This window comes from Nitrospirota bacterium, from assembly GCA_016214855.1.
GTDB lineage: Bacteria > Nitrospirota > Thermodesulfovibrionia > Thermodesulfovibrionales > UBA6898 > UBA6898.
This window is the reverse complement of the sequence record JACRMT010000014.1, coordinates 1-23,730: the sequence shown is the minus strand read 5'-3', so window position 1 is coordinate 23,730 and position 23,730 is coordinate 1. Positions and strand designations below refer to the sequence as shown.

At 50.7% G+C, this 23,730-nt stretch carries 19 protein-coding genes and 2 pseudogenes; 7 read left to right on the top strand and 14 right to left on the bottom strand.

Annotated features, from left to right (window positions below; all coding sequences use genetic code 11):
- Nucleotides 1-251: 251 nt before the first annotated feature.
- The 8 genes and pseudogenes from HZB62_12750 to HZB62_12715 form a co-directional block, all read right to left on the bottom strand.
- A pseudogene (locus HZB62_12750) lies at nucleotides 252-338 on the bottom strand (prepilin-type N-terminal cleavage/methylation domain-containing protein).
- A gap of 89 nt (nucleotides 339-427) precedes the next feature.
- Nucleotides 428-1,399 carry a GDP-mannose 4,6-dehydratase gene (locus tag HZB62_12745; GenBank protein MBI5076020.1) on the bottom strand — a complete coding sequence of 324 codons (972 nt, stop codon included), beginning with the start codon at nucleotides 1,397-1,399 and terminating at the stop codon, nucleotides 428-430.
- On the bottom strand, nucleotides 1,389-2,174 hold the full coding sequence (rfbF, locus tag HZB62_12740) for a glucose-1-phosphate cytidylyltransferase (GenBank protein ID MBI5076019.1): 786 nt from the start codon (nucleotides 2,172-2,174) through the stop codon (nucleotides 1,389-1,391). The genes HZB62_12745 and rfbF overlap by 11 nt, the downstream gene beginning before the upstream one ends.
- A gap of 4 nt (nucleotides 2,175-2,178) precedes the next feature.
- Nucleotides 2,179-3,177, bottom strand: coding sequence for a glycosyltransferase family 2 protein (locus tag HZB62_12735; GenBank protein MBI5076018.1), 999 nt, complete (start codon nucleotides 3,175-3,177; stop codon nucleotides 2,179-2,181).
- Complete coding sequence (locus HZB62_12730) at nucleotides 3,174-3,914, bottom strand: class I SAM-dependent methyltransferase (GenBank protein MBI5076017.1); 741 nt, start codon at nucleotides 3,912-3,914, stop codon at nucleotides 3,174-3,176. Before HZB62_12730 ends, HZB62_12735 begins: the two co-directional genes overlap by 4 nt.
- A gap of 6 nt (nucleotides 3,915-3,920) precedes the next feature.
- The gene (locus tag HZB62_12725; GenBank protein MBI5076016.1) at nucleotides 3,921-4,898 is read right to left on the bottom strand and encodes a GDP-mannose 4,6-dehydratase; all 978 of its coding nucleotides are present in this window, start codon (nucleotides 4,896-4,898) and stop codon (nucleotides 3,921-3,923) included.
- The gene (locus HZB62_12720; protein MBI5076015.1) at nucleotides 4,876-6,750 is read right to left on the bottom strand and encodes a hypothetical protein; all 1,875 of its coding nucleotides are present in this window, start codon (nucleotides 6,748-6,750) and stop codon (nucleotides 4,876-4,878) included. The genes HZB62_12725 and HZB62_12720 overlap by 23 nt, the downstream gene beginning before the upstream one ends.
- Nucleotides 6,751-7,223: 473 nt before the next feature.
- Nucleotides 7,224-7,322, bottom strand: a pseudogene (locus tag HZB62_12715) (prepilin-type N-terminal cleavage/methylation domain-containing protein).
- 392 nt (nucleotides 7,323-7,714) lie between these two features.
- On the opposite strand from HZB62_12715, the gene HZB62_12710 reads away from it, so the two are divergent.
- Nucleotides 7,715-12,145 (top strand): CoA protein activase, encoded by a 4,431-nt coding sequence (locus HZB62_12710; protein ID MBI5076014.1) that lies wholly within the window; start codon nucleotides 7,715-7,717, stop codon nucleotides 12,143-12,145.
- A 67-nt stretch (nucleotides 12,146-12,212) separates the two neighbouring features.
- A complete protein-coding gene (locus HZB62_12705) occupies nucleotides 12,213-12,308 on the top strand; it encodes an AURKAIP1/COX24 domain-containing protein (protein ID MBI5076013.1) in 96 nt (31 codons plus the stop codon).
- Between the two features lie 50 nt (nucleotides 12,309-12,358).
- On the opposite strand, the gene HZB62_12700 is transcribed toward HZB62_12705, so the two are convergent.
- A complete protein-coding gene (locus HZB62_12700) occupies nucleotides 12,359-13,087 on the bottom strand; it encodes a hypothetical protein (protein ID MBI5076012.1) in 729 nt (242 codons plus the stop codon).
- A gap of 67 nt (nucleotides 13,088-13,154) precedes the next feature.
- On the opposite strand from HZB62_12700, the gene HZB62_12695 reads away from it, so the two are divergent.
- From HZB62_12695 to metG, 5 genes are all read left to right on the top strand, one after another.
- Nucleotides 13,155-14,159, top strand: a complete 1,005-nt coding sequence (locus tag HZB62_12695) for a hypothetical protein (protein ID MBI5076011.1) — start codon at nucleotides 13,155-13,157, stop codon at nucleotides 14,157-14,159.
- On the top strand, nucleotides 14,156-14,773 hold the full coding sequence (locus HZB62_12690) for a dTMP kinase (protein ID MBI5076010.1): 618 nt from the start codon (nucleotides 14,156-14,158) through the stop codon (nucleotides 14,771-14,773). Before HZB62_12695 ends, HZB62_12690 begins: the two co-directional genes overlap by 4 nt.
- Before the next feature lie 150 nt (nucleotides 14,774-14,923).
- Nucleotides 14,924-15,952: a DNA polymerase III subunit delta' gene (locus tag HZB62_12685; GenBank protein ID MBI5076009.1), complete on the top strand. Its 1,029-nt coding sequence runs from the start codon at nucleotides 14,924-14,926 to the stop codon at nucleotides 15,950-15,952.
- A gap of 1 nt (nucleotide 15,953) precedes the next feature.
- A complete protein-coding gene (locus HZB62_12680) occupies nucleotides 15,954-16,829 on the top strand; it encodes a stage 0 sporulation family protein (GenBank protein ID MBI5076008.1) in 876 nt (291 codons plus the stop codon).
- A gap of 4 nt (nucleotides 16,830-16,833) precedes the next feature.
- Nucleotides 16,834-18,783, top strand: coding sequence for a methionine--tRNA ligase (metG, locus tag HZB62_12675; GenBank protein ID MBI5076007.1), 1,950 nt, complete (start codon nucleotides 16,834-16,836; stop codon nucleotides 18,781-18,783).
- Nucleotides 18,784-18,943: 160 nt separating this feature from the next.
- On the opposite strand, the gene HZB62_12670 is transcribed toward metG, so the two are convergent.
- From HZB62_12670 to HZB62_12650, 5 genes are all read right to left on the bottom strand, one after another.
- Nucleotides 18,944-19,408 carry a hypothetical protein gene (locus HZB62_12670; protein MBI5076006.1) on the bottom strand — a complete coding sequence of 155 codons (465 nt, stop codon included), beginning with the start codon at nucleotides 19,406-19,408 and terminating at the stop codon, nucleotides 18,944-18,946.
- 55 nt (nucleotides 19,409-19,463) lie between these two features.
- Nucleotides 19,464-20,879 carry a putative Ig domain-containing protein gene (locus HZB62_12665; protein MBI5076005.1) on the bottom strand — a complete coding sequence of 472 codons (1,416 nt, stop codon included), beginning with the start codon at nucleotides 20,877-20,879 and terminating at the stop codon, nucleotides 19,464-19,466.
- Nucleotides 20,880-20,894: 15 nt separating this feature from the next.
- The gene (locus HZB62_12660) at nucleotides 20,895-22,169 is read right to left on the bottom strand and encodes a multicopper oxidase family protein (GenBank protein ID MBI5076004.1); all 1,275 of its coding nucleotides are present in this window, start codon (nucleotides 22,167-22,169) and stop codon (nucleotides 20,895-20,897) included.
- A gap of 28 nt (nucleotides 22,170-22,197) precedes the next feature.
- Nucleotides 22,198-23,382: a multicopper oxidase domain-containing protein gene (locus tag HZB62_12655; protein ID MBI5076003.1), complete on the bottom strand. Its 1,185-nt coding sequence runs from the start codon at nucleotides 23,380-23,382 to the stop codon at nucleotides 22,198-22,200.
- 53 nt (nucleotides 23,383-23,435) lie between these two features.
- On the bottom strand, nucleotides 23,436-23,730 hold a 295-nt coding region (locus tag HZB62_12650), incomplete at its 5' end, for a putative Ig domain-containing protein (GenBank protein MBI5076002.1).

Sequence of the window (23,730 nt, the reverse complement as noted above, 5' to 3'; positions counted from 1 at the left end):
GCCCTCGCAGTAAAGCCTGCAGCAGCCACTCCCGTCGTTGACAAGGTATAATCATACTGCAGGCTAGTTCCCGGAGTAAATCTTGGAAGAAATACCTGAATGGCCGCCAGGTTCATGTTCGCCAGGGTTGTACACACCCCTGCCGGACGGTAATAACAACCATTTTCTGCAAAGTACTGCTCTTCAAGAAGCCGCAAGTTCTCGAGGTTCGTGTATGCCTCTGTCCTCGCTGCCCTCCTCTGCATCCCTAAATAGCCGGGGATAGCAATAGCCGCAAGAATGCCGATAATCGCTACTACAATCAGAAGCTCGATCAGGGTAAAACCTTTCTTGTTCATAGCTATTTCTCCTTCTCAATATATCTCTGTCTGCAAGCTAACATTATTGCTAATGTTACCATACTTCAGCCTAATCCCCTATACCACAACTATCGGATACTCTCCAGAAAACTATGCTGATACCACTGAATTGTTCTGTCAAGGCCATCGTCAAGTGAGATCAAAGGGGCCCAACCAAGGACCTCCCGCGCTTTGCTATTATCGCAGAAGAAATGATCTGCCTCTCCAGTTCTTTTCTGCAGTGCCCCGATCATCAGTCTGACAGGAGATCCCATTTTATGTACTACCTGCTCGGCAACGTGCCTGATCTGATTCTCTATTCCGCTGCCGACATTGATTACCTCTCCTGCCGCCAGTCTGCTTACAGCAGCTCGTGCATATGCATCAACGACGTCATCCACATATACAAAATCCCTTGTCTGATCTCCTTCGGTCATGCTGAAGTCCTTTTTTTCGAGGCAGTGCCGGATCAATGAGGGGATAAACATATTCGTACTCTGTCCGGGACCGTATACGAGAAATGGTCTGAGCGTTACAACAGGCAGACCGGATGTCCTGTACAGCATCTGACCAAGATGCGTTGCCGCCACCTTGCTGACCGAGTATGGCGAAACCGGCATTTCCCTTTGAGATTCCTCAAAAGGCGCTGCTCCTGAGCCGTATTCTTCCGAACTTCCGGTGTTTATTATGCAATCAGGAGAAATGCCTGTTTTCTGGACCGCCCTGAAGAGGTTCAGCGTTCCCTGGAAGTTTGTATCGAGTGCTGAATTCAACAATCGGATGTCCCTGCTGACATTAAGAACTGCGGCAAGATGGAAGATGAGCTTCGGGGCAGCAGCACTAAAACAGCCCAGAAGTGAATGAAAATTCACCATATCGCCGCGCCAGATCCGCACTCGTGGTTCGATGTCCCGAATCCTTGTCATATCACAACCTTCCCTCAGAAAGAGATGGACATCGGCATTAAGATTGACCAGATACCGGCTCAGATGGGACCCGATAAAACCGTTTGCACCGGTCACCAGGACCGGTATGCCGGCAAACAGCTGACTATGCGTCATTCCATACTTTCCAGGGTGCATCTCCGCTCTCGCAGAGGCGGTTCAGAAGGTCCATATCGCGGAGCGTATCCATGCACTGCCAGAATCCTGGGTGGTGGTAAACCATGAGATTCCGGTCTTTCGCAAGTCTTTCAAGGGGCTCTTTCTCAAAGACACAATCATCATCAGAAGAAAGGTAGTTAAAGACACCTTTGCTCAAGACAAAAAAGCCGCCATTGATAACGCCATCGCCGGCCTGCGGCTTCTCCCCGAATTCAGCAACGCGGTCGCCCTCAATGACCAGCTCCCCAAACCTTGAAGGTGGCCTTACACCGGTTACGGTCGCCACTTTCCCGTGCGAGAGGTGAAAGTCAACGGTCTTGCGCACATCAACATCAGACACGCCATCGCCATAGGTCAGAAGGAACAGGTCAGAGTTGATATACTTTTCGATGTTCTTTATGCGGGCTCCGGTCATTGCCTTAAGCCCGGTGTCTGCAAGGGTCACTTCCCAGTCATCCCTGGCACCTGAATGGTGAAAAACAATACTCTCCTCTTTAGCGAGATCGATGGTGAAATCATGGATCCTCATCCGATAATGGAAAAAATATTCCTTGATGATCTCGCCTTTATAGCCCAGACAGATGATGAAACGCCGGAACCCATGATGGGCATATAACTTCATGATATGCCAGAGTATCGGCTTTCCCCCTACAGGGACCATAGGCTTGGGTATGAACTCTGTCTGTTCTCTCAGCCGCGTGCCGAAGCCTCCAGCCAGGATCACCACAGGGATGTCGTTATTCTTCATGCGTTCTCTCCTCTGCCTTCCCTGTGTCCGCTGAGCGGGAAGAATGTGAAAATTCCTCGCGTACAACAAACATGGGGCGCTGCTTCACCTCGACATAGAGCCTCCCAATGTACTCTCCGATTATGCCCAGAGCGAATAACTGGATACCTCCGACAGCCAAAACAGGCAGGAGAATAGAGGCCCAGCCGGGTATGAATTTGTCAGTGAATAACTTGATATACAGTACCCAGAAACTTCCGGCAGCAGCAATAAAAGCGGATACAATGCCGGCAATAGATGCGAAGCGAAGGGGAATATAGGTAAAGGAAACAATGCCGTCAAGGCTGAGCGAGAAGAGAGAACTGATCGTAAACTTGGATTCTCCTGCGGTCCTCTTCTCCCTTTCATACGAGACAACAGCATACCTGGATTCCAGCTGCAGGATCATTGCCCTGATAAGCCGGTTTCGCTCGGGCAGGGCATTGAACTCAGCCAGGAGTGATCGTGACATGAGCCTGAAGTCACCGTGGTTATAGACAATGTTCACCCCGAGAAGCTTGAGAAGCCGGTAGTAGCTCTCGGCAAAAAATCTTTTAAAGAAAGAGTCCTTTTCCCGGGATCTTCTGACACCAAGCACAAGGTCGTGTCCCTGCTCATAATGGCCGATCATTTCTTCTATCTTTTCCGGCGGATCCTGAAGGTCTGCGTCTATGGTCACCACGGCATCACCCTTTGCATGATACAGGCCTGCTGAGAGCGATCCCTGAAAACCGAAGTTTCTTCTCAGCGATATGATCCTCAGATGCGGGTCCTGATCAAAAAGGGCCTTCAATTCGTTCAGCGTTCGGTCTGTGGACCCATTATCAACAAAAACAAGTTCGTACCCCGATATTGTCCCCCGCGAAAGCAGACCGGCCATAATATCAGACAGCCTTCTATGTGTACCGTGCACGATCTCTTCTTCATTGTGGCAGGGGACAACAATTGATAAAAGACCTATTCTTCTCATGGCTTCCTTGCGATCGCAAACAGACTGAGCCCAAAGGGAAAGTTCAGTCCTGCTGCCAGCAAACTGTTTTCAGCCTTGAGCACCGCTTCAAATATTCTGTTTACGATGCTGCCTGATGCGGTCAGATCGCTCCCCTCTTTTTCACCCTGTTGCCTGCTGAATATCCTTCGCATGGTGCGAACAAGCAATGCAGGAAAGAAAAAGCAAAAATTCCAGTATGCTGCGCGTTCAATATAAAAATCGGCCTGTTCCAAAAGGGTTACGATCTCCTGTTTTGTGTACCGCCGGTAATGACGATTGACTTCGTCATGCCGGCTCCAGAGAAATTGAAAAGCAGGCACAAACACTAGCACAATACCCTTTGGCCTCAGTATTCTCGACCATTCTCTCAGTCCCTGGACAGGGTCCTCAATATGTTCAAGCACATCCGAAGCGACCACAACGTCAAACTGTTCGTCGCTGAACCCTGTGGAACATCCATCGGCTACCTTCACTGCGGCGTCCCCAAGGCTCCTGCAGAGCTGCACAGAGCATTCATTGATATCGATCCCGGCCACCTTTGCAAACCCTTCCCTCTGCAGCAGACGGATAAGAGGCCCACCGGAACAACCGACCTCAAGGATCGACAAGTTCCTGTCAAGATCTTTGAGAAGCCGCCATACCATATCACGCCGGCCGACAAACCACCAATGCGACTCCTCCAGGGCGTGATAGAGCGAAACATAGTCCTTATCCATGAGCTATTATGTTGAACTGAAAAAAGCCTTGTACCAATCGACCGTTTCTCTGAGCCCCTTCTGAAGAGAAAAGGACGGGGACCAGCGGAGCATGGTGCGCGCCTTCTCCGACGAAAGATACTGTTTGTGAATCTCACTGTTTGCCTGATTAAGCACCAATGGGGCCGGACCTGCGGCGTCCATGGCCGAAAGGATCTCCTTCACAATTTCGAGTACTGTTATCGGCTCATCATTGCCAAAGTTAAATGCATGCCCCCAGAGCCCCGGGTCTTCCATCTGCTCTGCAAGAAGGATATACGCTTCGGCAGCGTCTCTCACATAAAAATAATCCCTTACAAAACTGCCGTCGCTCCTGATCACCGGCTGCTCGCCGAAAAGAACTGACCGTATGGTCCCCGGCACTATCCTGTTAAAGTTAAGGTCGCCGCCACCGAAAAGATTCCCGCACCGCGTGACACAGACCGGCAGGCCATAGGAATGAAAATACATCTGGGAAATGAGATCCGCACAGCTTTTCGATACATCATAGGGATTCCTTCCCCTGAGCGGCATATCTTCACGATAAGGAAGATGCTCCTGATCGCCGTATGCCTTGTCGCTCGATGCTACCACTATCTTCTTTACACGCCTGTTCCGTCTGCAGGCTTCGAGCAAAACCCAGGTTCCCCTGATATTTGACTCAAACGTAGAAAGAGGATTATTGTTAGCAATCGGAACGATCGTCTGTGCACCAAGGTGGAACACCGTATCTATTTCATATTCATTTAACGCGCGCTCAACAACTGCCATATCCTCAAGGTTCCCTGATATTGCAGCGATCTTGTCTGCAATCCCTTCCCTGCTTACTCTTGAATAAGGGACGTGGTCACGCATAAGTGCGATCACGTTCGCTCCCTGGTCGAGTAAATTCTCAGCAAGCCAGGACCCCAATAGTCCTGTGCATCCTGTCACAAAGACATTTTTATTCAGCCATGCTTTTTTCATTATCTCTTTCTTGAGGGCTGCGGTTCTCCTTGCCGCCTGCAGTGCCCTGCTGAGCAATTATAGCATCCATCTGTTCAATTCTCTTCATCAAATCAGGGTCATGTAGGCGTTCAGCGGCCAAGCGGTATGCCTTCACCGCATCGTCAACGCGGCCAACCTTTGAGAAAAGTTTTCCGAGTGAAACAAGAGAACGTGGATTAATGCGGTCTCCCTGTGTCAATGCTGCGAGCTTGTATATGAGGACATTATACACATAATCATCGGCCATCTTATACTCCGAAATTATCTCTCTGTTCGCATCGATGTTTTTGACAAAGATGATACTAATCTTATCAATATAGACAGGCACCCATTTCTCACCTGCCGCAAGGTCAAGAATAATTGGATGCAGACCACCATAAATATCCGTAATCGACAAAAACATATAACTGATCTTGTAGTGATTCAGAATCCCTTCCCATAGCGGCGTTTTTTCGTTGGCTGTCCTGATGCCCTCGACTTTTTCTACAGAATCGATGACCCACCCATATTCATTTGTAACCGTAAGATTCAGGGTCCTGCTGTCGATAAAGGTCTTATTGGGATAGAGCCTCCAGGCAAGATACCCACCATAACCGTAATCATTGAAAATATTCCCCTGCAGTTTGTTCTTTTCGATAAAATCGACTGCCTTCTCTGGCACGCTCCACTGCCGGGCCACGTTCAGTCTCGGTTTCCCGGATGAGGACAGCCCAACAACAAAGAGAGCTGTCGAAATAATTGCTGCCAGAGCAAATCCGGCCTGTATTTTATGATATGTTCCAGCAGAAAGTCTTTTTTCGATGAAGCCGGTTATAAGAGGACCAAGCTCCTTGCCCAGCAGCATGGAAGCAATGATGCCGTAAAAGAAAATGAACCTGCCGGCCTTTGCGCTCATGACAAAAAAACCGAGCAGCACCAGAAAATGAGCAAGGTCCATCCTTCTGTTCCTGATTATCACAACAAGGGGAAACAGGGCTGCTATTGCTGCATAGTTGTAGTCAAGAGTGCCGATCTTTTCCTTATAAACAGCCAAAGGTGACATATATTCCTGAATACCTTTCTGAAATATGTCATATTTTGGGTTCAGGGACATAGAAAAAGCATCCCAGCCGCATGGATTGATATACGTAACAAGAATTGCCATGAGAGTGGCTGAAAAGAAGACTATAGCATCCTTTTGTGTCAATTCAGAGCGCCGGAGACCTAATTTCAATGCTTCACTAAGCATATAAAGAGAGATTATGATGATACCGAGGACAAAAGCCCCGTGCATATTCGCCCAGACAAGCAGGAGCGGTACAAGCAGGAACAACAACCGCCCTTTCCTCTCCCTGAACTCCTCGAGAAGAAATATGACAAGGGCGGTAAATAGCATGGAGAAGAGCACAGGCCTTTCCCCGAGAGATCTGAGACTGAGCATAAACAGCAGAAAAGTCAATACAAAGTTAATATAAAAACTTACACCATCTCGCCTAAGCCGCCAAGAGACAGTAAGAACTGTCAGAAGGAGCAGAAGCGACCGGGTAATTATCATGCCGGATGATCCAAACAGAGAAAAGATAAAATAGAATATGACTTGGGCAAACCAGTACTGCTTCAGGAAAAAAACTTCTCTCTCAGGAAAGACATTTTTATTCTCCTCCATGACAGAGGTATACGAAAATGGATCTGATTGGGGCAGATGCCCCTCGGTTGCTATATATCTTCCTGTGGCTATATGCCACCAGAAGTCATAGTCCCAGAGAGGCGTAAGGAGATAACCGTAAAAAAATGCAATAAAGATGAGGGAAAATGATACTGCGTGTAATCGCTTGATTATTTTATCGGTCATAATGAATTCGGGTCAGGGGGTTGCCCTGACCCGAAAACAACAAGCAGAAAAAATTAGTCGGAATAGACCGACTTGGTATGAATTGTGTTACCCTGGGCATCCTGTGCCGTAATGACAGCAGCTGTACCGCTTATGGAGCAGGCTATCCTGCCTGGTTGAGCAGCGCCGTCAACCCAGAGTGTTCCTGTAGTTGTAGCCCACGGGGACATTTCACCCTGGAGCGCCCATTTTGCACTGACATACTGAGAGCAAAGGGTTGTTGCCGTAAGCAATGCGCCAAGGGCCGAATTGTTCAGGTCAGGAGTTGCAATGGTTCCGTTGCCATTGGTGTCAACTTCGACAAGCGTCCCTGCAGGTCCTGTCCCGGCTGCAAGGCCCTTGCCAGCTGCCAAAAGCCAACCCTGGACATCCGGCTCAGCCGATGCTGCTGACCTTGTAACTGCTCCCTTCCTTGACCTTTCCTGCATACCGAGATAGCCCGGTATAGCGATTGCCGCGAGAATACCGATGATCGCGACAACGATCAGGAGTTCGATAAGGGTAAAGCCTTTTTGATTCTTAACATTGTACATTGCCTGATACATGATGATTCCTCCTTGTTCTTTGAGATTAAAATTATGTGACAAAATGTCACAATGCCAAAAGCCTGATTCGCCTGTTGCTCTATAACAATATGCAACTGCTATGCCAATGAATCATCATATAACTTGCTGTTATTTAAAGTTAAAAACTATACCTCTGATAACAACTCAGAGTCAAGTGACATTTTATGTCAGTGAAATTCTTTTTAATGTCAATTTACAGATAAGAGTATGAATAAAATATATAATGCATCAACCCGGTTTCAACCATTCCAGCTCTGCTGCGGAGAACAGCTTTTACTAAGTATGTCCCTGGCAGCCCGGGAAAAGCTCATACCTGACAAATTCTTATGGTATAATGCAACAAAAAAACCTTTAAAAATATGAACTATATCGGGCTGGATGCAGGTTCTGTAGCAGTTAAGATCATTATCCTTAATGACAGGGGAGACATTCTCGGCAGCGCCTATCTGCGTCATAAGGGAAGGCCGCTTCATGTCTCGCTCGAACTCCTGAAGGCCGTAACGCGTGACGGGTTATGTATAACGGGTAACGGGTTAAAACATAAAAAAACCTTAAGACCGGAACCGGACTCGTCACTCATTACTCATCACGCATCACTGTCTCTCACTGGTTCTGCCGGAAGATCGATCGGATCGATCCTCGGCATTCCACCGGTCAACGAAGTGGTCGCCCATGCCTATGCAACGCGGAAACTCTACCCCAAGGTAAGAACGATCATTGAACTTGGCGGCGAGGATTCAAAACTCATATTTCTTGGTGAAGACACGTGCTCAGCAAAAGACTTTGCGATGAACTCGGTCTGTGCAGCAGGCACCGGCTCGTTTCTTGACCAGCAGGCAGAACGGCTCAACCTCTCGATAGAGGAGTTCAGCAGGCTCAGCCTTGAGTCACGAAAACCTCCCAGGATCGCCGGAAGATGCAGTGTCTTTGCCAAGTCTGACATGATCCATCTGCAGCAGATCGCCACACCGGTAGAGGATATCGCAGCCGGCCTCTGCTTTGCCGTTGCCCGCAATTTCAAGGGCTCTATCGCAAAAGGCCGCATTCTTGAAAACCCTGTCTCTTTCCAGGGCGGCGTTGCAGCAAACAAGGGGATGGTAAGGGCCTTTCGTGAGATATTCTCTCTTGACAACTTGTTCATCCCCGAGGAATTCGCGCTCATGGGCGCCATCGGTTCAGCATGGAAGGATCTGGACTCAGGCAGGTTTCATGCCTTTGACCTGTCATCTCTGGAAGATTTCATTAATACTGAAAAACCGCAGGAAAAGGGCTACGCCCCTCTTGTTGCCCGGGGAGCTGACTTTGCGAAAAGACACCTCGAAAGCCGTAATGGGTTGCGGGTAAAGGGTAATGGGTCAAAACATAAAGAACCCTTAAAGCCTGAACCGAACTCATCACTCATCACCAATCACTCATCACAGCCTTTAAAAACTTACCTTGGCGTTGATATCGGGTCGATCAGCACAAATCTCGCGATCATAGATGAAAACTGCAATGTGATCGCCAAGCGTTACCTGATGACAGCGGGCAGACCCATTGAGGCAGTAAAGCAGGGGCTTGAAGAGATACGCAGTGAGATCGGCGACAGGATCGTCATTGCCGGGGTCGGAACGACCGGTTCCGGCAGATATATGATTGCTGATTACATCGGAGCTGACATCGTAAAAAATGAGATAACTGCGCAGGCAACAGCAGCAGCCTTTATCGATAAAGATGTTGATACGATATTCGAGATCGGCGGGCAGGACTCGAAATATATCGCGCTGAAGAACGGGGTGATCGTCGATTTCGAAATGAACAAGGCCTGCGCCGCAGGAACAGGTTCTTTTTTGGAGGAACAGGCAGAGAAGCTGAACATCTCGGTCAAGGCTGAATTTCAGGAGATCGCGCTATGCGCAAAAAATCCCTGCAGGCTGGGTGAACGCTGCACGGTCTTCATGGAGAACTCGCTTATGGCAAACCTTCAGAGAGGTCTGCCGAAAGAGGAACTTCTCGCAGGGCTCGCGTATTCAATAGTTCAAAACTACATAAACCGCGTGGTCTGCAAGCGGCCGATCGGAGAGAAAATATTCTTTCAGGGCGGGGTCGCCTTTAATAAGGCGGTTGTTGCAGCCTTCGAAAATTATCTTGGTAAAAAAGTCATTGTGCCGGAGCATCATGACGTTACCGGCGCCATCGGCATGGCACTGATAGCAAGAGAACATATATCAAATCAGTTATCAGCAGTCAGCTATCAGCAGTCAGAAGGAAAACTTAAAACTCCGAACCCTGAACTCCGAACGTCCTTTAAAGGCTTTGAGGCCTCACAGCTCCCGTACGAGATAACGTCCTTTGCGTGCAAAGGCTGTTCAAATATCTGTGAGATCAACCGCATAAACGTGCAGGGCGTGAAGGATCATCTCTATTACGGCGGCAGATGCGAAAAATATGATGTAAGAAAAAAGCCGGTCAGAGCGGACTTGCCTGACCTCTTCGCATTCAGGGATGAGATGCTCTGGCAGGCGCATATCGACCGTAAGGCGTTATACGTAAAGCGTAACGAGTCAACAAAGAAAACCGCATCACGTTTCAAGCATCACGCTTCACGTGGCAGGATCGGCATTCCCTTTATCTTCTATTTCCACGATCTTCTGCCCTACTGGACAACACTCTTATGGGAACTCGGCTTCGAGGTTGTCGTTTCTCCACGGGCAGAAAGGAGTATTATTGACCTTGGCAATGAGACCATCCTTGCAGAGACATGTTTCCCTGTAAAGGCAGCGCATGGCCACATCGCTCATCTCATACAGGAAGAGGTGGATGCTGTTCTTGTACCGAGTTTTATTGATCTGAATGCTGATATTGACCCTGCAAAGTCCGGCCTTGCCTGTCCTTATACCCAGGCCATACCCTACATGGCAAAGACCGCTTTTCCTGACACAACCTTCATCATGCCTGCGGTCAGGCTGTCCAGGGGAAAGAATAACCTTAAGCAGGAACTCCGGCAAAGCCTGAAGCAGTTCAAGATCTCCTCTGCCGAGATATCGTCAGCCATGGCTGCCGCAAACAAGATGCAGGAAGCCTTTGTGCAAACGATAAAGGAAAAAGGAAGGGAAGTCCTCGAATCCCTGAATGATAAAGCCCTTGTTATCGTCGGAAGAGCGTACAATTCTTTTGATAAGGGCATGAACCTTGACATCCCGAAAAAGATCGGTAACCTCGGCGTGCTCACCATTCCGATGGATTTTCTGCCGCTCCAGCAGGAGGAAATAAGAAAAGACTGGCCCAATATGTATTGGAGAGCCGGGCAGCGGATCCTCAGCGCAGGCAGGATCATAGCCTCTAACCCGCTCCTTGATGCCGTCTATATCGGCAACTTTTCCTGCGGCCCGGACTCCTTCATTCTGAAGTTCTTTGAAGAAGAGATGGCAGGGAAATCCTATCTCCATCTTGAACTTGATGCTCACAGTGCTGATGCAGGGGCAATAACGCGGTGCGAGGCCTTTCTCGACAGCATTCAGAACCGCGATGCAGCAGCCGCGATCAGGAAGCATACGAAGAGCATTCAGAAGATCAGCCCATCACACATTAAGCACGACGCCTCCCGAACCGTTTATATTCCGCCTATGTCTGACCATGCCTTTGCGATCGCAGCTGCATTCTCGTATTGCGGCACCGCGGCAGAAGTGCTCCCGGAGTCAAGCCAGGAGTCCGTTGATCTGGGCAGGAGGTTCGTATCAGGAAAGGAATGCTATCCCTGCGCAGTAACAACCGGGGATATGATAAAGAAGGCCCTGGAACCTGGATTTGATCCGAAACGGTCGGCTTTCTTTATGCCGTCGGGCACAGGCCCCTGCCGGTTCGGTCAGTATAATATCTTCCAAAGGCAGGTGATCCGTGATCTTGGCATGGAAGATCTTCCGGTCTTTTCGCCAAATCAGGACGAGCATTTTTATAAGCACCTTGGTCTGGCAGGGAAAGGGTATGCAATGAGGGTCTGGGAGGGCGTAGTGTCCATAAGCCTTCTCAGAAAATGTCTTCTTGAGACAAGACCCTATGAAAAAGAAAAAGGGTTAACTGACCGTACCTATCAGAAACATCTGCTTGTGCTGCGCAGAACGCTCAGCACAAGAAACGGGAACATTGAAGAAGTATTGAAGACAGCGCGGCGGGAATTTGAGGGCATCCCTGTCCAAAAAGAGGTAAAACCCCTCATCGGCATTGTCGGCGAGATCTTTGTCCGCTCCAACAGATTCTCCAATGATAATCTTGTCAGAAGGATCGAGGCACTCGGCGGAGAGGCATATCTCACCCCGGTCGACGAATGGATCAGCTATATCAACCTCATGGGTATCCGCAAGGTCTTGATTAAAAAAGACCTGTCTGGTATGATTACTCTTCTGTCAAAGAGGTTCTTTCAAAAGAGGGTAGAACATAGATTGGGAAGGCTTTTTTCGGGCTTTCTGCGCACGCTGCATGAACCTGACACACGGACAGTTATGCAGAATGCGCGCCCCTATATCCACCCGACCTTTGAAGGCGAGGCCATCCTGAGCATCGGGAAAAGTATTGACCTTATCAGGAGAGGGGCTTCAGGCATTGTCAATGCAATGCCTTTTGGCTGCATGCCGGGCACGATAGTCAATGCACTTCTGCGAGGGGTCAAGAATAATCATAAGATCCCGTGCTTGAGCATACCCTACGATGGGACAGAGTCTCTGACTACCGAGATACAGCTTGAAGCCTTCATTGACCAGGCAAGAGAATTTAAGAAACGGGCAGATAGGGATTATTGCGCAGTAAAGGGATAGATGGGCAGTTTTTCTCGCTCTGCTGCTGGCTGTAATACGTTAAAATCGAATAAAAGGAGGTGAGTGTGTGGGAAGCGTAGTCAAGTGGCGCAAAAAGAAGATGAGCAAGCATAAACATAAGAAGCTGCTCAGGAAGACCAAGCATCAGAGGAGGAACAAATAATCAGTCCTGTCTGTTCCAATAGACCATATCGTATTCTGGACAGTGCATGCTTATTCCAGGCGGGATACCCGTATCCCGGCAAACGGCATTCCTGTACTGTAGTCTGATAAGAGGACCTTTCTCACGGTTCCTCCTCTGTTTTTTCTGCCAAAAGCACTCACGAGATATGTCTTTTCTTCCTCGATCTTAATAATGCCGATATGCCCGATGATCTCTCCTGAGACCCTTTTTTTCGGGTCCTTGACAAAAAAAACAAGGTCACCGTTCCGGAGTCTGCCCTGCACGTCCGGAATATTGTGCTTCCGTATCATGACAACGCGCTCCCTGCCCCGCGCGCCCTTGATCATGACGGTCCCTCCAAGCTCTGATGTAATCTCCCTGCCCCATTTCCCGCTTTCGATCATGTCCTCGCCATATCTGAATCTATCTGCATAGTTGCTGACCTTCCCGTTCTCAACAAGGCCCTTTCCATGAAAGCGCTTGTCAAGGGCCACGGTTAACGAGTCAGCAGGATCCTTTCCCAGGGCAAGTTCAACCGATCTGAACGCATGGTACATGCAGTCAACCCGATCATCAGCAACAAGGACATTATTTCTCACATATTCACCAAAAGGATCAGGGTCATACGGCGTGTTGATGAACTGCTCTGCCCAGAAGGCTATCCTCTCTCCTGTTGACCAGCCTGCTGAGGTCCGCTGAAGGACTGCGAGCTCATCGTCAGACATAAAGGCTGCTGCGAGAGATGGCAGAAGGAGCAGAAATATGAGAAGTCCCTTCATATTTCATTATACCCTTTTCAGGAAAAAGACTTTGAAAGGATGGTCTCTGATAGAGTATCATTCATAGATGTTAAAACCAGGCCTGACAACAGGGATCGGAAGCCTTCCACACCACAGTGCAATTGATGGATGCAGGCTTGTACTCAGTTCTTTTGATATACCGTTTTGGCCCCAATTCCCGAATATATCCTTTAAAGAGTTCATGATACCCCAGTTCTCCGAAGGCATGCCGTTTCTGAAGATCGATCAGGAAAAGCGGCTGATATGGATCGAAAGGAACGTCTCCGACGAACTGGAGCGCTTTTACGAGAGCTGTACGCCGGAAAGCAGAATAGCCATATCCGAGGATTATGCCCAGGGCCTGCATGCCTTTCTGAGGATGATCAGGGGCAGACGGTTCGGCATCCTGAAAGGCCATGTTACCGGGCCGCTCACCTTCACGCTCGGACTGAAAGACGATACGGGAAAACCCGTGTACTTTGATGAAGAGTTCCGCGAGATCTCTCTCATGCTCCTCCAGGCAAAGACCCGCTGGCAGATAGATATACTGAAGCAGCATGCTGAAAACGTCATTGTTTTTATTGACGAGCCAATCCTTTCTGCCCTCGGCAGCTCAAGTTATCTCGGCGTGAGCACTGATGAGGCGCTCAGGCTTCTCCGGGAAATGGTCAATACGATCAAGACGGAAGGGGCCATTGCCGGCATCCATTCATGCGGAAATGCTGACTGGCCGATGGTGATGAACAGCGGGGCGGAGATCGTGAACTTCGATGCCTATGACTACCTGGACACCCTTGCCCTGTATCCTGAGGAATGCCGGAACTTTCTTGAAAAGGGCGGCTACTTTGCCTGGGGTATTGTGCCGACATCAGATGCCATTCAGGGAGAAGATCCTGATTCTATCCGTGAGAGATTTCAGGCAGGCCTGCGCACCCTTTCACGGCATATTCCCCAGGAGCTTATCCGTTCCCATATGCTCATTACGCCTTCCTGCGGAACAGGATCAAGGACCATAGAGGAGGCAGTAAAGATATTCCAGCTGCTCTTGAGATTGAAAGAAGACCTGGCATGAAGGGTCTTTTCATCTCGTTCGAAGGCATTGAGGGCACGGGCAAATCTACGCAGGCACGGCTGCTGACAGAACATCTGCAGCAGCGCGGACGGATCGTTGTGCGAACGGCTGAACCCGGCGGCACTGCCATAAGTCTGAAGATCCGTGAGCTTCTGCTTTCTTTGGAGAGCAAAGAGATGGACTCTGTGACCGAACTTCTTCTCTATAATGCAGCCCGGGTGCAGCATATCAGAGAGGTCATTGCTCCTGCGCTGGAGCGGGGTGAGATCGTTGTTACCGACCGGTTCAGCGACTCCACACTCGCGTACCAGGGATATGGAAGAGGCATAGACCGCACGATGATAGACACACTTGATGCTATCGCAACAAAAGGCATGAGACCTGACCTGACCCTTCTGCTTGATATTGATGTCGAGACAGGCCTGCAGAGAAACAGGGATATCAACAAGCGCGACAGACTCGAACTCGAGGATGTCGCCTTCCATAAAAAAGTGCGCGCCGGTTTTCTTGAAATAGCGGCAGGGCAGCCAGACAGGATACGGATCATTGACTGTAGTGAGGGCTTAGAGACTGTGCATCAAAAAATAAAAGCTGTTGTTGCGGCATTTTTGTAGCGCATGATTTATTAGCAGTCTCGTATTAATGACAAACTATAATGGTAAAATCCCTCCTATCCTCCCTTTGCCAAAGGGAGGAATTACTCCCCTCTTTAGCATAGAGGGATTAGGGGAGATTTATGGAATCAGACAGGCACGGAAAATCATATGGCATTGAAAGATATCATAGGGCAGGACAAAGCCGTCAGCATGCTTCAGGGCATCTTAAAGAGAGACCGGCTTGCCGGCGCGTATCTCTTCTGCGGAGAATCCGGCATCGGGAAAAAAACAACAGCGCTGAATTTTGCAAAGGCCGTCAATTGCCTGAAAGACCGTAATGAGTTATGCGTTATGGGTAATGGGTTAAAGGACAAAGACTTATCACTCATCACCCATCACCCATCACCCATCACTGATTTTGATGCCTGCGAGGTCTGCGACTCCTGCTGCAAGATCAATGCGGGCACCCACCCTGATGTCATTGCGATCGCACCGGAAGAACGCATCATTAAAATAGAGGAGATACGGGCTATTGAAGAGGCCCTGTCTTTCAGGCCCTTTGAAGGGAAAAAGAAGATCGTCATTGTCGATGATGCCGACAGCATGAACTCGTCTGCTGCAAATGCCTTTCTTAAGACCCTGGAAGAGCCTCCTGAAGACAGCCTTATCATCCTGATCACATCTCGGCCCGATCGTCTCCCGGCGACCATACGTTCTCGTTGTTCGAAAATCCTGTTCCATACGCATTCTCTGATTTCGTCCAGAGAGATCCTGAAAAAGAAGATGGGCGACGACGATGCTGACCTGGCATTGAGACTTTCCCTCGGAAGACCCGGAGTTGCCCTTTCGTCAGATGTCAAAGAGGACCGGGATTGGTTCATGGACCTGCTCAAGGCAATGACCCGGGCAGAAAAGGACAACTGGGCATCGCGGGAAGAGATGGATAAATGGTTTGACCTTGCCCTGATATTCATCCGCGATCTTGCCGTAAACAGAATAACCGGGAACACTGCGCATGTTATAAACGCAGACCTTGCCGATACCCTCGGGAAGACAGGAAAATCTCTTGATGTACAGGGTATAATAGACCTGTATAAGGAACTGAGCTTCATAAAGACCATGCTGCTGTTCAATCTGAACAAATCGCTCACATGGAACTACACCGCATGCCTGCTGAGAAAGGAACTGTATTCATAGTATGCCTGACATTGTCGGAATACGATTTAAGAGCTGTGGAAAGATCTACGACTTCGACGCGAACGATCTCGATCTCCGGAAAGGAGACAAGGTCGTTATTGATTCGGAGTTCGGCCTGAGCATCGGCTCAGTTGTTGAGCCTCCCCACCCCCTTGAGAGCCCTCAGAAGGATCTGAAGAAAGTTCTCCGCGTGGCATCAGATGAGGACTTCAAACAGAAGACCGACAACGAGAAGTTCGAACAGGAGGCGAAAAGCTTCTGCTATGAACGGGTCATGGCACGGGGGTTGCCCATGAAGCTGGTTCGGGCTGAAGCGACACTTGACAGAAAGCGGATCGTTTTTTACTTCACTGCGGACGGAAGGATAGATTTCAGGGAGCTTGTCAAAGACCTTGCAGCAAGATTCAAGACGCGCATTGAGATGCGTCAGATCGGCGTACGGGATAAGGCAAAACTGGTCGGAGGTTTTGGCCTCTGCGGCCAGGAACTCTGCTGCAAGGCCTTCCTTTCCAATTTTGAGCCGATCTCGATAAAAATGGCAAAGCAGCAGGATCTTACCCTTAACACCGGAAAACTTTCAGGGGCCTGCGGCAGACTTATGTGCTGCCTGGGATATGAATACCACGAAGGCATGCCGCCGTTGACTCCTGAAGAGCGGGGCCGCAGGAAAAGAGAACCCGTCGAAGAGCCTGCAGAAGCGACCGAAGAGATCCAGCCTGCCAGCAGTGAGAACGAACGCCCTGCCGGGGATTCTGCGGAAAAGGCAGCAGCTCCTTCCTCAGGACAGAGGAGCGAGCAGCAACCCGGAACTGCGCCGAAGAAAAGGCGGAGAAGGCGCAACAAAAAGAGACCCCCAAAGCCGGAAGCAGGCACCTAAGCACGTGAGCAAAAGATTTTACGTAACAACGCCGATCTATTATGTGAACGATATCCCCCATATCGGCCATGCATACACCACCATTGCGGCTGATATTCTTGCGCGCTACCACAGACTGAACGGTTATGAGGTCTTCTTCCTCACCGGCACCGACGAACACGGACAGAAGGTTGAAAAGGCTGCTGCAGACAAGGGCCGGTCTCCCAAAGAACATGCTGACCTCCTTGTCGACAACTTTAAGGCCATATGGAAGAAGCTGAATATCACGAATGACTCCTTTATCAGAACAACCGATACGAACCATGTCAGGACCGTACAGGGTCTTCTCCAGATGCTCTGGGACAGGGGAGAGATTGAGAAGCGTTCGTATTCCGGATGGTACTGCACTCCTGATGAGCGGTTCTGGACAGAAAAGGATCTGGCAAGCGGAAACTGTCCTGACTGCGGCAGACCTGTTGAGCAGATCCAGGAAGAGAACTACTTCTTTCTCATGTCAAAGTACCATGACCGGCTTGTGGCCTATATCGAGGCACATCCTGCCTATATCCTTCCGGAGACAAGGCGGAATGAAGTGTTAGGTTTCCTCAAAAACAACACCCTCGGGGACCTCTGCATATCAAGACCGAAACAACGCCTCTCCTGGGGAATTCCGCTGCCCTTTGATGATCGGTTCGTCACGTATGTCTGGTTCGATGCCCTGGTGAACTATTTTTCTGCAACGCGTTATCTTGCGCCAGGGGCAGAAAAAGCAAAGGCAGGCGATTTTTGGTGGCCTGCAGAGCACCATCTGGTCGGCAAAGACATCCTTACAACCCATGCTGTGTACTGGTCAACCATGCTTATGGCGCTCGACCTTCCTCTGCCGGGCAATATCTTCGCACATGGCTGGTGGACGATAGAGGGGAAGAAGATGTCCAAATCAATCGGCAATGTCGTTGACCCCCATGCCATGGCTGACCGATACAGCGCGGACGCCTTCAGATATTTTCTCTTCAGGGAAGTGCCCTTCGGCCTTGACGGTGACTTTTCCGAACAGGCCCTGGTGAACCGCATCAATACCGATCTGGCAAACGATCTCGGCAATCTTCTGAGCAGGTTCATCACCATGGCAGAGAAGTATTTCGACGGAGCGATCGAGAAGCCGCAACCCTTTGGCAGCAGCAATTTCGGACTGCAGTGCCTTAATGCCTTTAACAGCGCACATGATAATGATATCTGGTCCCGCTGCCAGTTCAACGGTATCCTCGATCATATCTGGGATCTGGTGAGGGCTGCCAACAACCACATAGCCCAGACTGAACCGTGGAAACTGGCAAAGTCAGACCTGCCCAGACTGAAGGAGGTCATGTTCGATCTCTGGAATGCGCTCAGGCTGATCGCCCTCTCGATCTACCCCTTCATGCCGCCAACTGCAGAGAAGATATGGCAGCAATTGGGCCTGAAGTCGCTGACCGGAGAAACAGGCCAAAGCATAACAGAAGAAGCAGAGCTGCCGCGTATCTGCGATGTGGAATGGATGCCGGACTATGCCATAAAAACAGCAAAAGGGGAGCAGCTCTTCCCGAGAATAGAAAAGGATAAAAAGATGACAGAAGAAACAAAGCCTCTCGAAGAAAAAAAAGAAGAGACAAACCTCATCTCCATACAGGATGTAGCCAGGGTAGAGCTCAGGATCGGCAAAGTGATAAGCGCCGAAAGAGTGAAAAAATCAGATAAGCTCCTCTGTCTTCAGGTGGACACCGGAGGCATGCGGCAGATCGTGGCAGGCATCGGGAAGGCCTATGCTCCTGAAGACCTTATCAACAGGAAGATCGTCGTGGTCACGAACCTCCAGCCTGCAAAACTGATGGGCGTTGAATCACAGGGCATGCTCCTTGCCGCAACAGGCGCTGACGGCGTGCCGATCATCCTCATACCGGAAAAGGACGTTGAGGAAGGGGCAAAGATCAGATAGCATTCTCTCTCGCCTGGAGCTGCCCGGCTGCTTATAGAGAGTATCAATATTATCTGCAGGGCAATGAAACAGTATTTATTGCGACAAGAAAACCACTACATTCCTGCGTTAGAAGTCGCTCTCTTATTATCTTTGGCCTTTATTGAGCCATATCCGAAGTTCATTCCACGACGAGGTGTTCGACCTTGAAATCACCGATCACTACAGTAACTTTCTTGCCCTTCTGCACGTACCGTCCCGGGTTGGCAAACAGGATAAAGTAGTTGCGGTCCGGCAGGGGCTTCCGTGTATTTCGGAGCGCCCCCACTTTTGGCGGTTCCGGTACACCCAATACCGCGCCAGTGGCTTCGTCTACCAGGTAAGGCTTGATCTTCCGGTCGAAGAGGGGCGCAGCTTTTTCCGGATCAAGCACCCGGTAGCGGAAGTCGAGCATATATCCTTCCGCTGACAGGTGTATCGGCATGACCTTTACACCCCACTGCATTTCCATTGCGGACCGAACATCATCAGCCGCCGAACTATTTCCGCTGCACATCAGAAGAAGGGACAGAAGAAGCCACCATATGAGATAACTCATATGGCGGCCCTTCTTCTCTGCAGGAATCTTCTCTTGTTGTCCCGTCATGCCCTGCATCATCCGCACGATTCATGGTTCATGTTGGGACCCATGATAGACATATTCACGTTATGGGAACCCCGATGCCACCTCCGCCCAATACTATAGACCAGGTCTTCGGACCAAAGCCGCCTGTTGCCGTCAGGGTCGTTGCAGGGTATGCTGTGCCCACAACCCCACCCGGTAAACTGGTCGTGGTTATGGTAAGCGGCCCTACTGTCACAATAATACTCAGAGGCTTTGTTGCTGTGCCGCTACTGTCTGTTACCTGCACCGTGAAATTGAATGTCCCCGGTGCTGTCGGCGTACCGGTAATTACTCCTGCTGCGCTCAGCGTCAAGCCGCCAGGAAGCGCTCCAGCCGATACAGACCAGGTCTTCGGACCAGAGCCGCCTGTTGCCGTCAGGGTCGTTGCAGGATATGCTGTGCCCACAACCCCACCCGGTAAACTGGTCGTGGTTATGGTAAGCGGCAGGTTACTCAAGTAGGTAAGCATGCCTCCGTACGGAGCTGCATTGTTTGTTAATCCCAGCCTGCGGTCGTACACGGGGAATTCCCCCTGCGGAGTTGCCGTCACCAGTGCGTCCAGGGTCTTGCCTGGAGAGAGCAGCAGCGAATACTGTTCTTTCGGATAGGGATAAGGGTTACCATCCTCAGCCACCAGGGAAATATTCAAGCCGTAGATGGTCGGCACACGGTGCTTGAGCCCTGCACTCAGAAAACGAAGCAGCAGGTTCTGGCCGACTATTCCAGCGGAGATACGAGGGGCAGCAGGGGTGAATGGTTCGCCGTTGATCAGAAAATACTTGGGTTCATAGTTCATAGTGCTGGTAATGCCGGTTGGCGGCAGTTGCCCATAAGTGCCGGCCGCAACATGCCCATGGAGCACAGGGTCGATCTCGCTGAACAACAGGATCGCTTCTGCAGCGTACGCGGTCGATGGACCATAGGCCTGCCCTGCAGCTGCGTTACGGGTGACAGCGCCGTACAGTCCCATCTGGACCTGTACAGCCGGATGGCTGCCGCTCTGGTAGAGATAGGTCCCGGTTTTCATGCTGGTCCATGTGTAGGTTACTGTTGTGGCGTTGTCCGGAGGCGTTTCGGTTGTAAATGATCTGACCCTGCCATCCGGATTCCTCACTGGTGCAGGAACGATCGTCTGTCCGGGAATCACGAGCGATACCGGCTCGACAAAGGGGCCGGTAAGATTGTTGCGCAAGTTGATAGTCAGAGTCGTGTCACCGACTGGCACTGTCAAGCGCGGCCCGGGCACCGTTGCCGGAGTACAGCTCGCATACGTGCCGTCAGTGCACTGAGCAAAGCCCCACATGGTGACCACGCTTGTGTCCGGCATGGTCTTCGTAAGCGTTTCGGCCCTGAGCCAGAACTCCGCACCCCAGGAGGCGCTGCTTAACCCAAGAATGCAGATCAGCATCAGAAAGACGCCCTGCACTATTGATTTTCCTCTGCATATTTTCATTTCCATCTCCTTCTCCTATGGGTTGTCAAGCACTACGCCGGGAGCTTCAATAATCATCATGGTCATCAGCCCGCCTGGAAAAATATCGTTGTTAACAATCTCCTTCTCATTGTGAGAATGCCACATGTATAAGAAGCCGCTATTGGGGTTGAAGCCTCCCTCGCCCGGAGGTATATAGCCCATAGTCCCGAGGAACGGACTGCCGCTGAAGAACTGTCCATTGGTGACCTCCAGCTGGGTCGGCAATGTTACCGGAAAGGGTTTCCCGTGGTCAGGTGCATACTCGTTCGGCTGCAGAGGATCTCCCGCCGTGTGCCCGTACATGTCCCAGCCGAGCCTGTCGCCCGTCCAGCCGAAGATAGCATCAGCAGTCGAGCCCGGCACAACCGTGGTCGTAAAGGCCATCTCTGCAAGATCGGCTCCCACGCCGCTCGAAAGCAGTCTGCCGTCGCGGGCAATAACCTTGTGGTGATTGCCGTGGGTGTGGAACGGATGCATGTCCCTGCCGCCGCCGATCATCCTGAGAAGGATCTTTTCACCGGGGTGCATCATTGGCATGCTGTTATAGGGCTGGTTCGGCAGCAGGGGATTATTGGCCGGCGTCATGGTGTCAGGTCCGGTCCGGCCGTTGATCATCCAGTAGACCGGGAAATAGGTAGTGTTATCCACCAACGCCATATTGCCGGCAGAGACCTGGTCGTGGATGATAGGATCAATTTCACTCAGCAGAAAGAGATATTCATGATCGAACTGAGAATCGGGGTGATTGTAGGCCTGCGTTGCCGGATTAGTGGTCGGCCGCACGATCAAGGCTCCCACAAGCCCCATCTCGATCTGCAACTCTGGCCGCGTCCCGCTGTAATAGGTGTAGGTCCCTGGCTGAGCAGCCGTGAAGGTATAGCTCACCGTGTCAGTTCCGCCTGGAGCAGCCTCGCGGGTCAGAAGTCCCGGCGTCCCTCCGGTTGCCGTAACAGCAGACTGGCCGGGGAAGACGATCGATACCGGCATCGTCAATTGATTGCTGAGATTGACCGTGACCACATCTCCCTGATTAACGATCAGGGTGGGACCTGGGTACTGCATCGCGCCTGATCCAATTCCGTTGGCGTATCCCCACATCAGGTAACTGCCTCCCTCGGCGGTCGAGATATATCCCGGTCTTGCCGTCAGATTGAATGTCGTACCGGTGATGCCGTCTATGGCTCCGTGCGCTGGGAATGCTGCAAACAGGACAACCACTGCGGACAATAACCATATCCCTATCGTTTTTCTCTTAGATGTGTTTTCCATTAAACTCCTCCTTCGCTTTATCAAGAGCTCACAGGATAACGATTTCAGTCATCATGCCGCCGAAATCTTCCGTGTTGTTGCTCAGGTTGTTCAGGTCTTTCGCGTACAGGAAATAGGTGCCGGGTGCAATACCGGCCGTGTCAAGAATGATGTCATAAGACTCGCCGCCGCCCAGGGTGACAGAGTTGGTAATGTACGAAAGGTTCTGGCCCGAGGAACTCCTCAGTATTCTCGCGTCTCTGCCGACCACCCTCATGGGTATGCCAAGGACGGACAAGGTGTAAAAATCCACGGTGCCAAGGCTGGAAACGCGGAGCAGGATTTTCTGCCCGGCTGTCGCCGTGATCAGCGAGCTCATAAGCTGTGATTGAATGCCGCCGTTCTCTGCTGGTGCCGACAGAGGATTGGGGTTGATGGTGTCAGGATACCCGCGCCCATTGATCATCGGATAGTTGTCCTTCATCATGGCAAAGGGGAGCGGCTGGACTGCAATATGCAGGTCATGAAAAATAGAGTCAAAGCCGCTGAGCTGTATGGGAAAATCCAGATCATAGCAGGTCGAGCCATCGCCGTCATTGAACACGTACTGCTGCGCGGTGCAGCCGCCAACCGTTGTACCATCCTGCAGCGGGGTAACCCACAAGTTTGCGAGCATGCCCATCTGCATATGCTCCGTCGCCTCTACATGGCAGTGATACATATAGGTGCCTGGCTCAGGCGCCTGGTAGTAATAGGTCAGACTGGAACCCATGTTGATGGCGAGAGACGCCATCGGCTCGCCGTCGAAGATCGGCGCAGCGTTCGGAAAGCCGTGAAAATGAACCGAATGCGGATCGAACAGATCCGGCCGCCTTATCATCCCCACGTTGGTCAGGGTCAGATAGACATTGGATCCTTCCTTTACCTTGATGGTCGGGCCGGGAAATTCGGCCGCAAGCATCCCGGTGCTCATGACATCTTCCGGCAGCACACCGGTCACCTCGGAAAATCCAAAGGTGTACTGGAGATGGCCGTCAGCCATGGTTACGAAACCATCGCCGGCAGCAAGGTGAATGCACTGCGTGTTCGGTGGCTGCACTTCAGCCCCTGTCCACTGCGCGTCCCCATCTATGTCTCCCGGGCATTGCACATTGACGACACCCTCGGACAATGCGCAAAAGATGAGGCCAATAAATTGCAACCCGATGATAGATAAGACCCTTCTTATTTTCATAATATCACTCCTTTTTGTCAGCTGGATCGCTTCATGTAATCCATTCACCATAATTATGGCGCTGCCACAACAATACTCAGGGACTTTGTTACAGAGCCGCTGCTGTCTGTTACCCGCACCGTGAAATTAAAGGTCCCCGGTGCTGTCGGTGTTCCGGTAATTACTCCTGCTGCGCTCAGCGTCAAGCCGCCAGGAAGTCCGCCACTTGGAACCCCGATGCCACCTCCGCCCAATACTATAGACCAGGTCTTCGGACCAAAGCCGCCTGTTGCCGTCAGGGTCGTTGCAGGGTATGCTGTGCCCACAACCCCACCCGGTAAACTGGTCGTGGTTATGGTAAGCGGCCCT

Excerpts from the sequence above, each read along its gene's own strand:
- HZB62_12745 (MBI5076020.1), bottom strand. The coding sequence starts at position 1,399 with ATGACGCATAGTCAGCTGTTTGCCGGCATACCGGTCCTGGTGACCGGT.
- HZB62_12735 (MBI5076018.1), bottom strand. The coding sequence starts at position 3,177 with ATGAGAAGAATAGGTCTTTTATCAATTGTTGTCCCCTGCCACAATGAA.
- HZB62_12730 (MBI5076017.1), bottom strand. The coding sequence starts at position 3,914 with ATGGATAAGGACTATGTTTCGCTCTATCACGCCCTGGAGGAGTCGCAT.
- HZB62_12725 (MBI5076016.1), bottom strand. The coding sequence starts at position 4,898 with ATGAAAAAAGCATGGCTGAATAAAAATGTCTTTGTGACAGGATGCACA.
- HZB62_12720 (MBI5076015.1), bottom strand. The coding sequence starts at position 6,750 with ATGACCGATAAAATAATCAAGCGATTACACGCAGTATCATTTTCCCTC.
- HZB62_12710 (MBI5076014.1), top strand. The coding sequence starts at position 7,715 with ATGAACTATATCGGGCTGGATGCAGGTTCTGTAGCAGTTAAGATCATT.
- HZB62_12700 (MBI5076012.1), bottom strand. The coding sequence starts at position 13,087 with ATGAAGGGACTTCTCATATTTCTGCTCCTTCTGCCATCTCTCGCAGCA.
- HZB62_12695 (MBI5076011.1), top strand. The coding sequence starts at position 13,155 with ATGTTAAAACCAGGCCTGACAACAGGGATCGGAAGCCTTCCACACCAC.
- HZB62_12690 (MBI5076010.1), top strand. The coding sequence starts at position 14,156 with ATGAAGGGTCTTTTCATCTCGTTCGAAGGCATTGAGGGCACGGGCAAA.
- HZB62_12685 (MBI5076009.1), top strand. The coding sequence starts at position 14,924 with ATGGCATTGAAAGATATCATAGGGCAGGACAAAGCCGTCAGCATGCTT.
- HZB62_12680 (MBI5076008.1), top strand. The coding sequence starts at position 15,954 with ATGCCTGACATTGTCGGAATACGATTTAAGAGCTGTGGAAAGATCTAC.
- HZB62_12670 (MBI5076006.1), bottom strand. The coding sequence starts at position 19,408 with ATGACGGGACAACAAGAGAAGATTCCTGCAGAGAAGAAGGGCCGCCAT.
- HZB62_12665 (MBI5076005.1), bottom strand. The coding sequence starts at position 20,879 with ATGAAAATATGCAGAGGAAAATCAATAGTGCAGGGCGTCTTTCTGATG.
- HZB62_12660 (MBI5076004.1), bottom strand. The coding sequence starts at position 22,169 with ATGGAAAACACATCTAAGAGAAAAACGATAGGGATATGGTTATTGTCC.
- HZB62_12655 (MBI5076003.1), bottom strand. The coding sequence starts at position 23,382 with ATGAAAATAAGAAGGGTCTTATCTATCATCGGGTTGCAATTTATTGGC.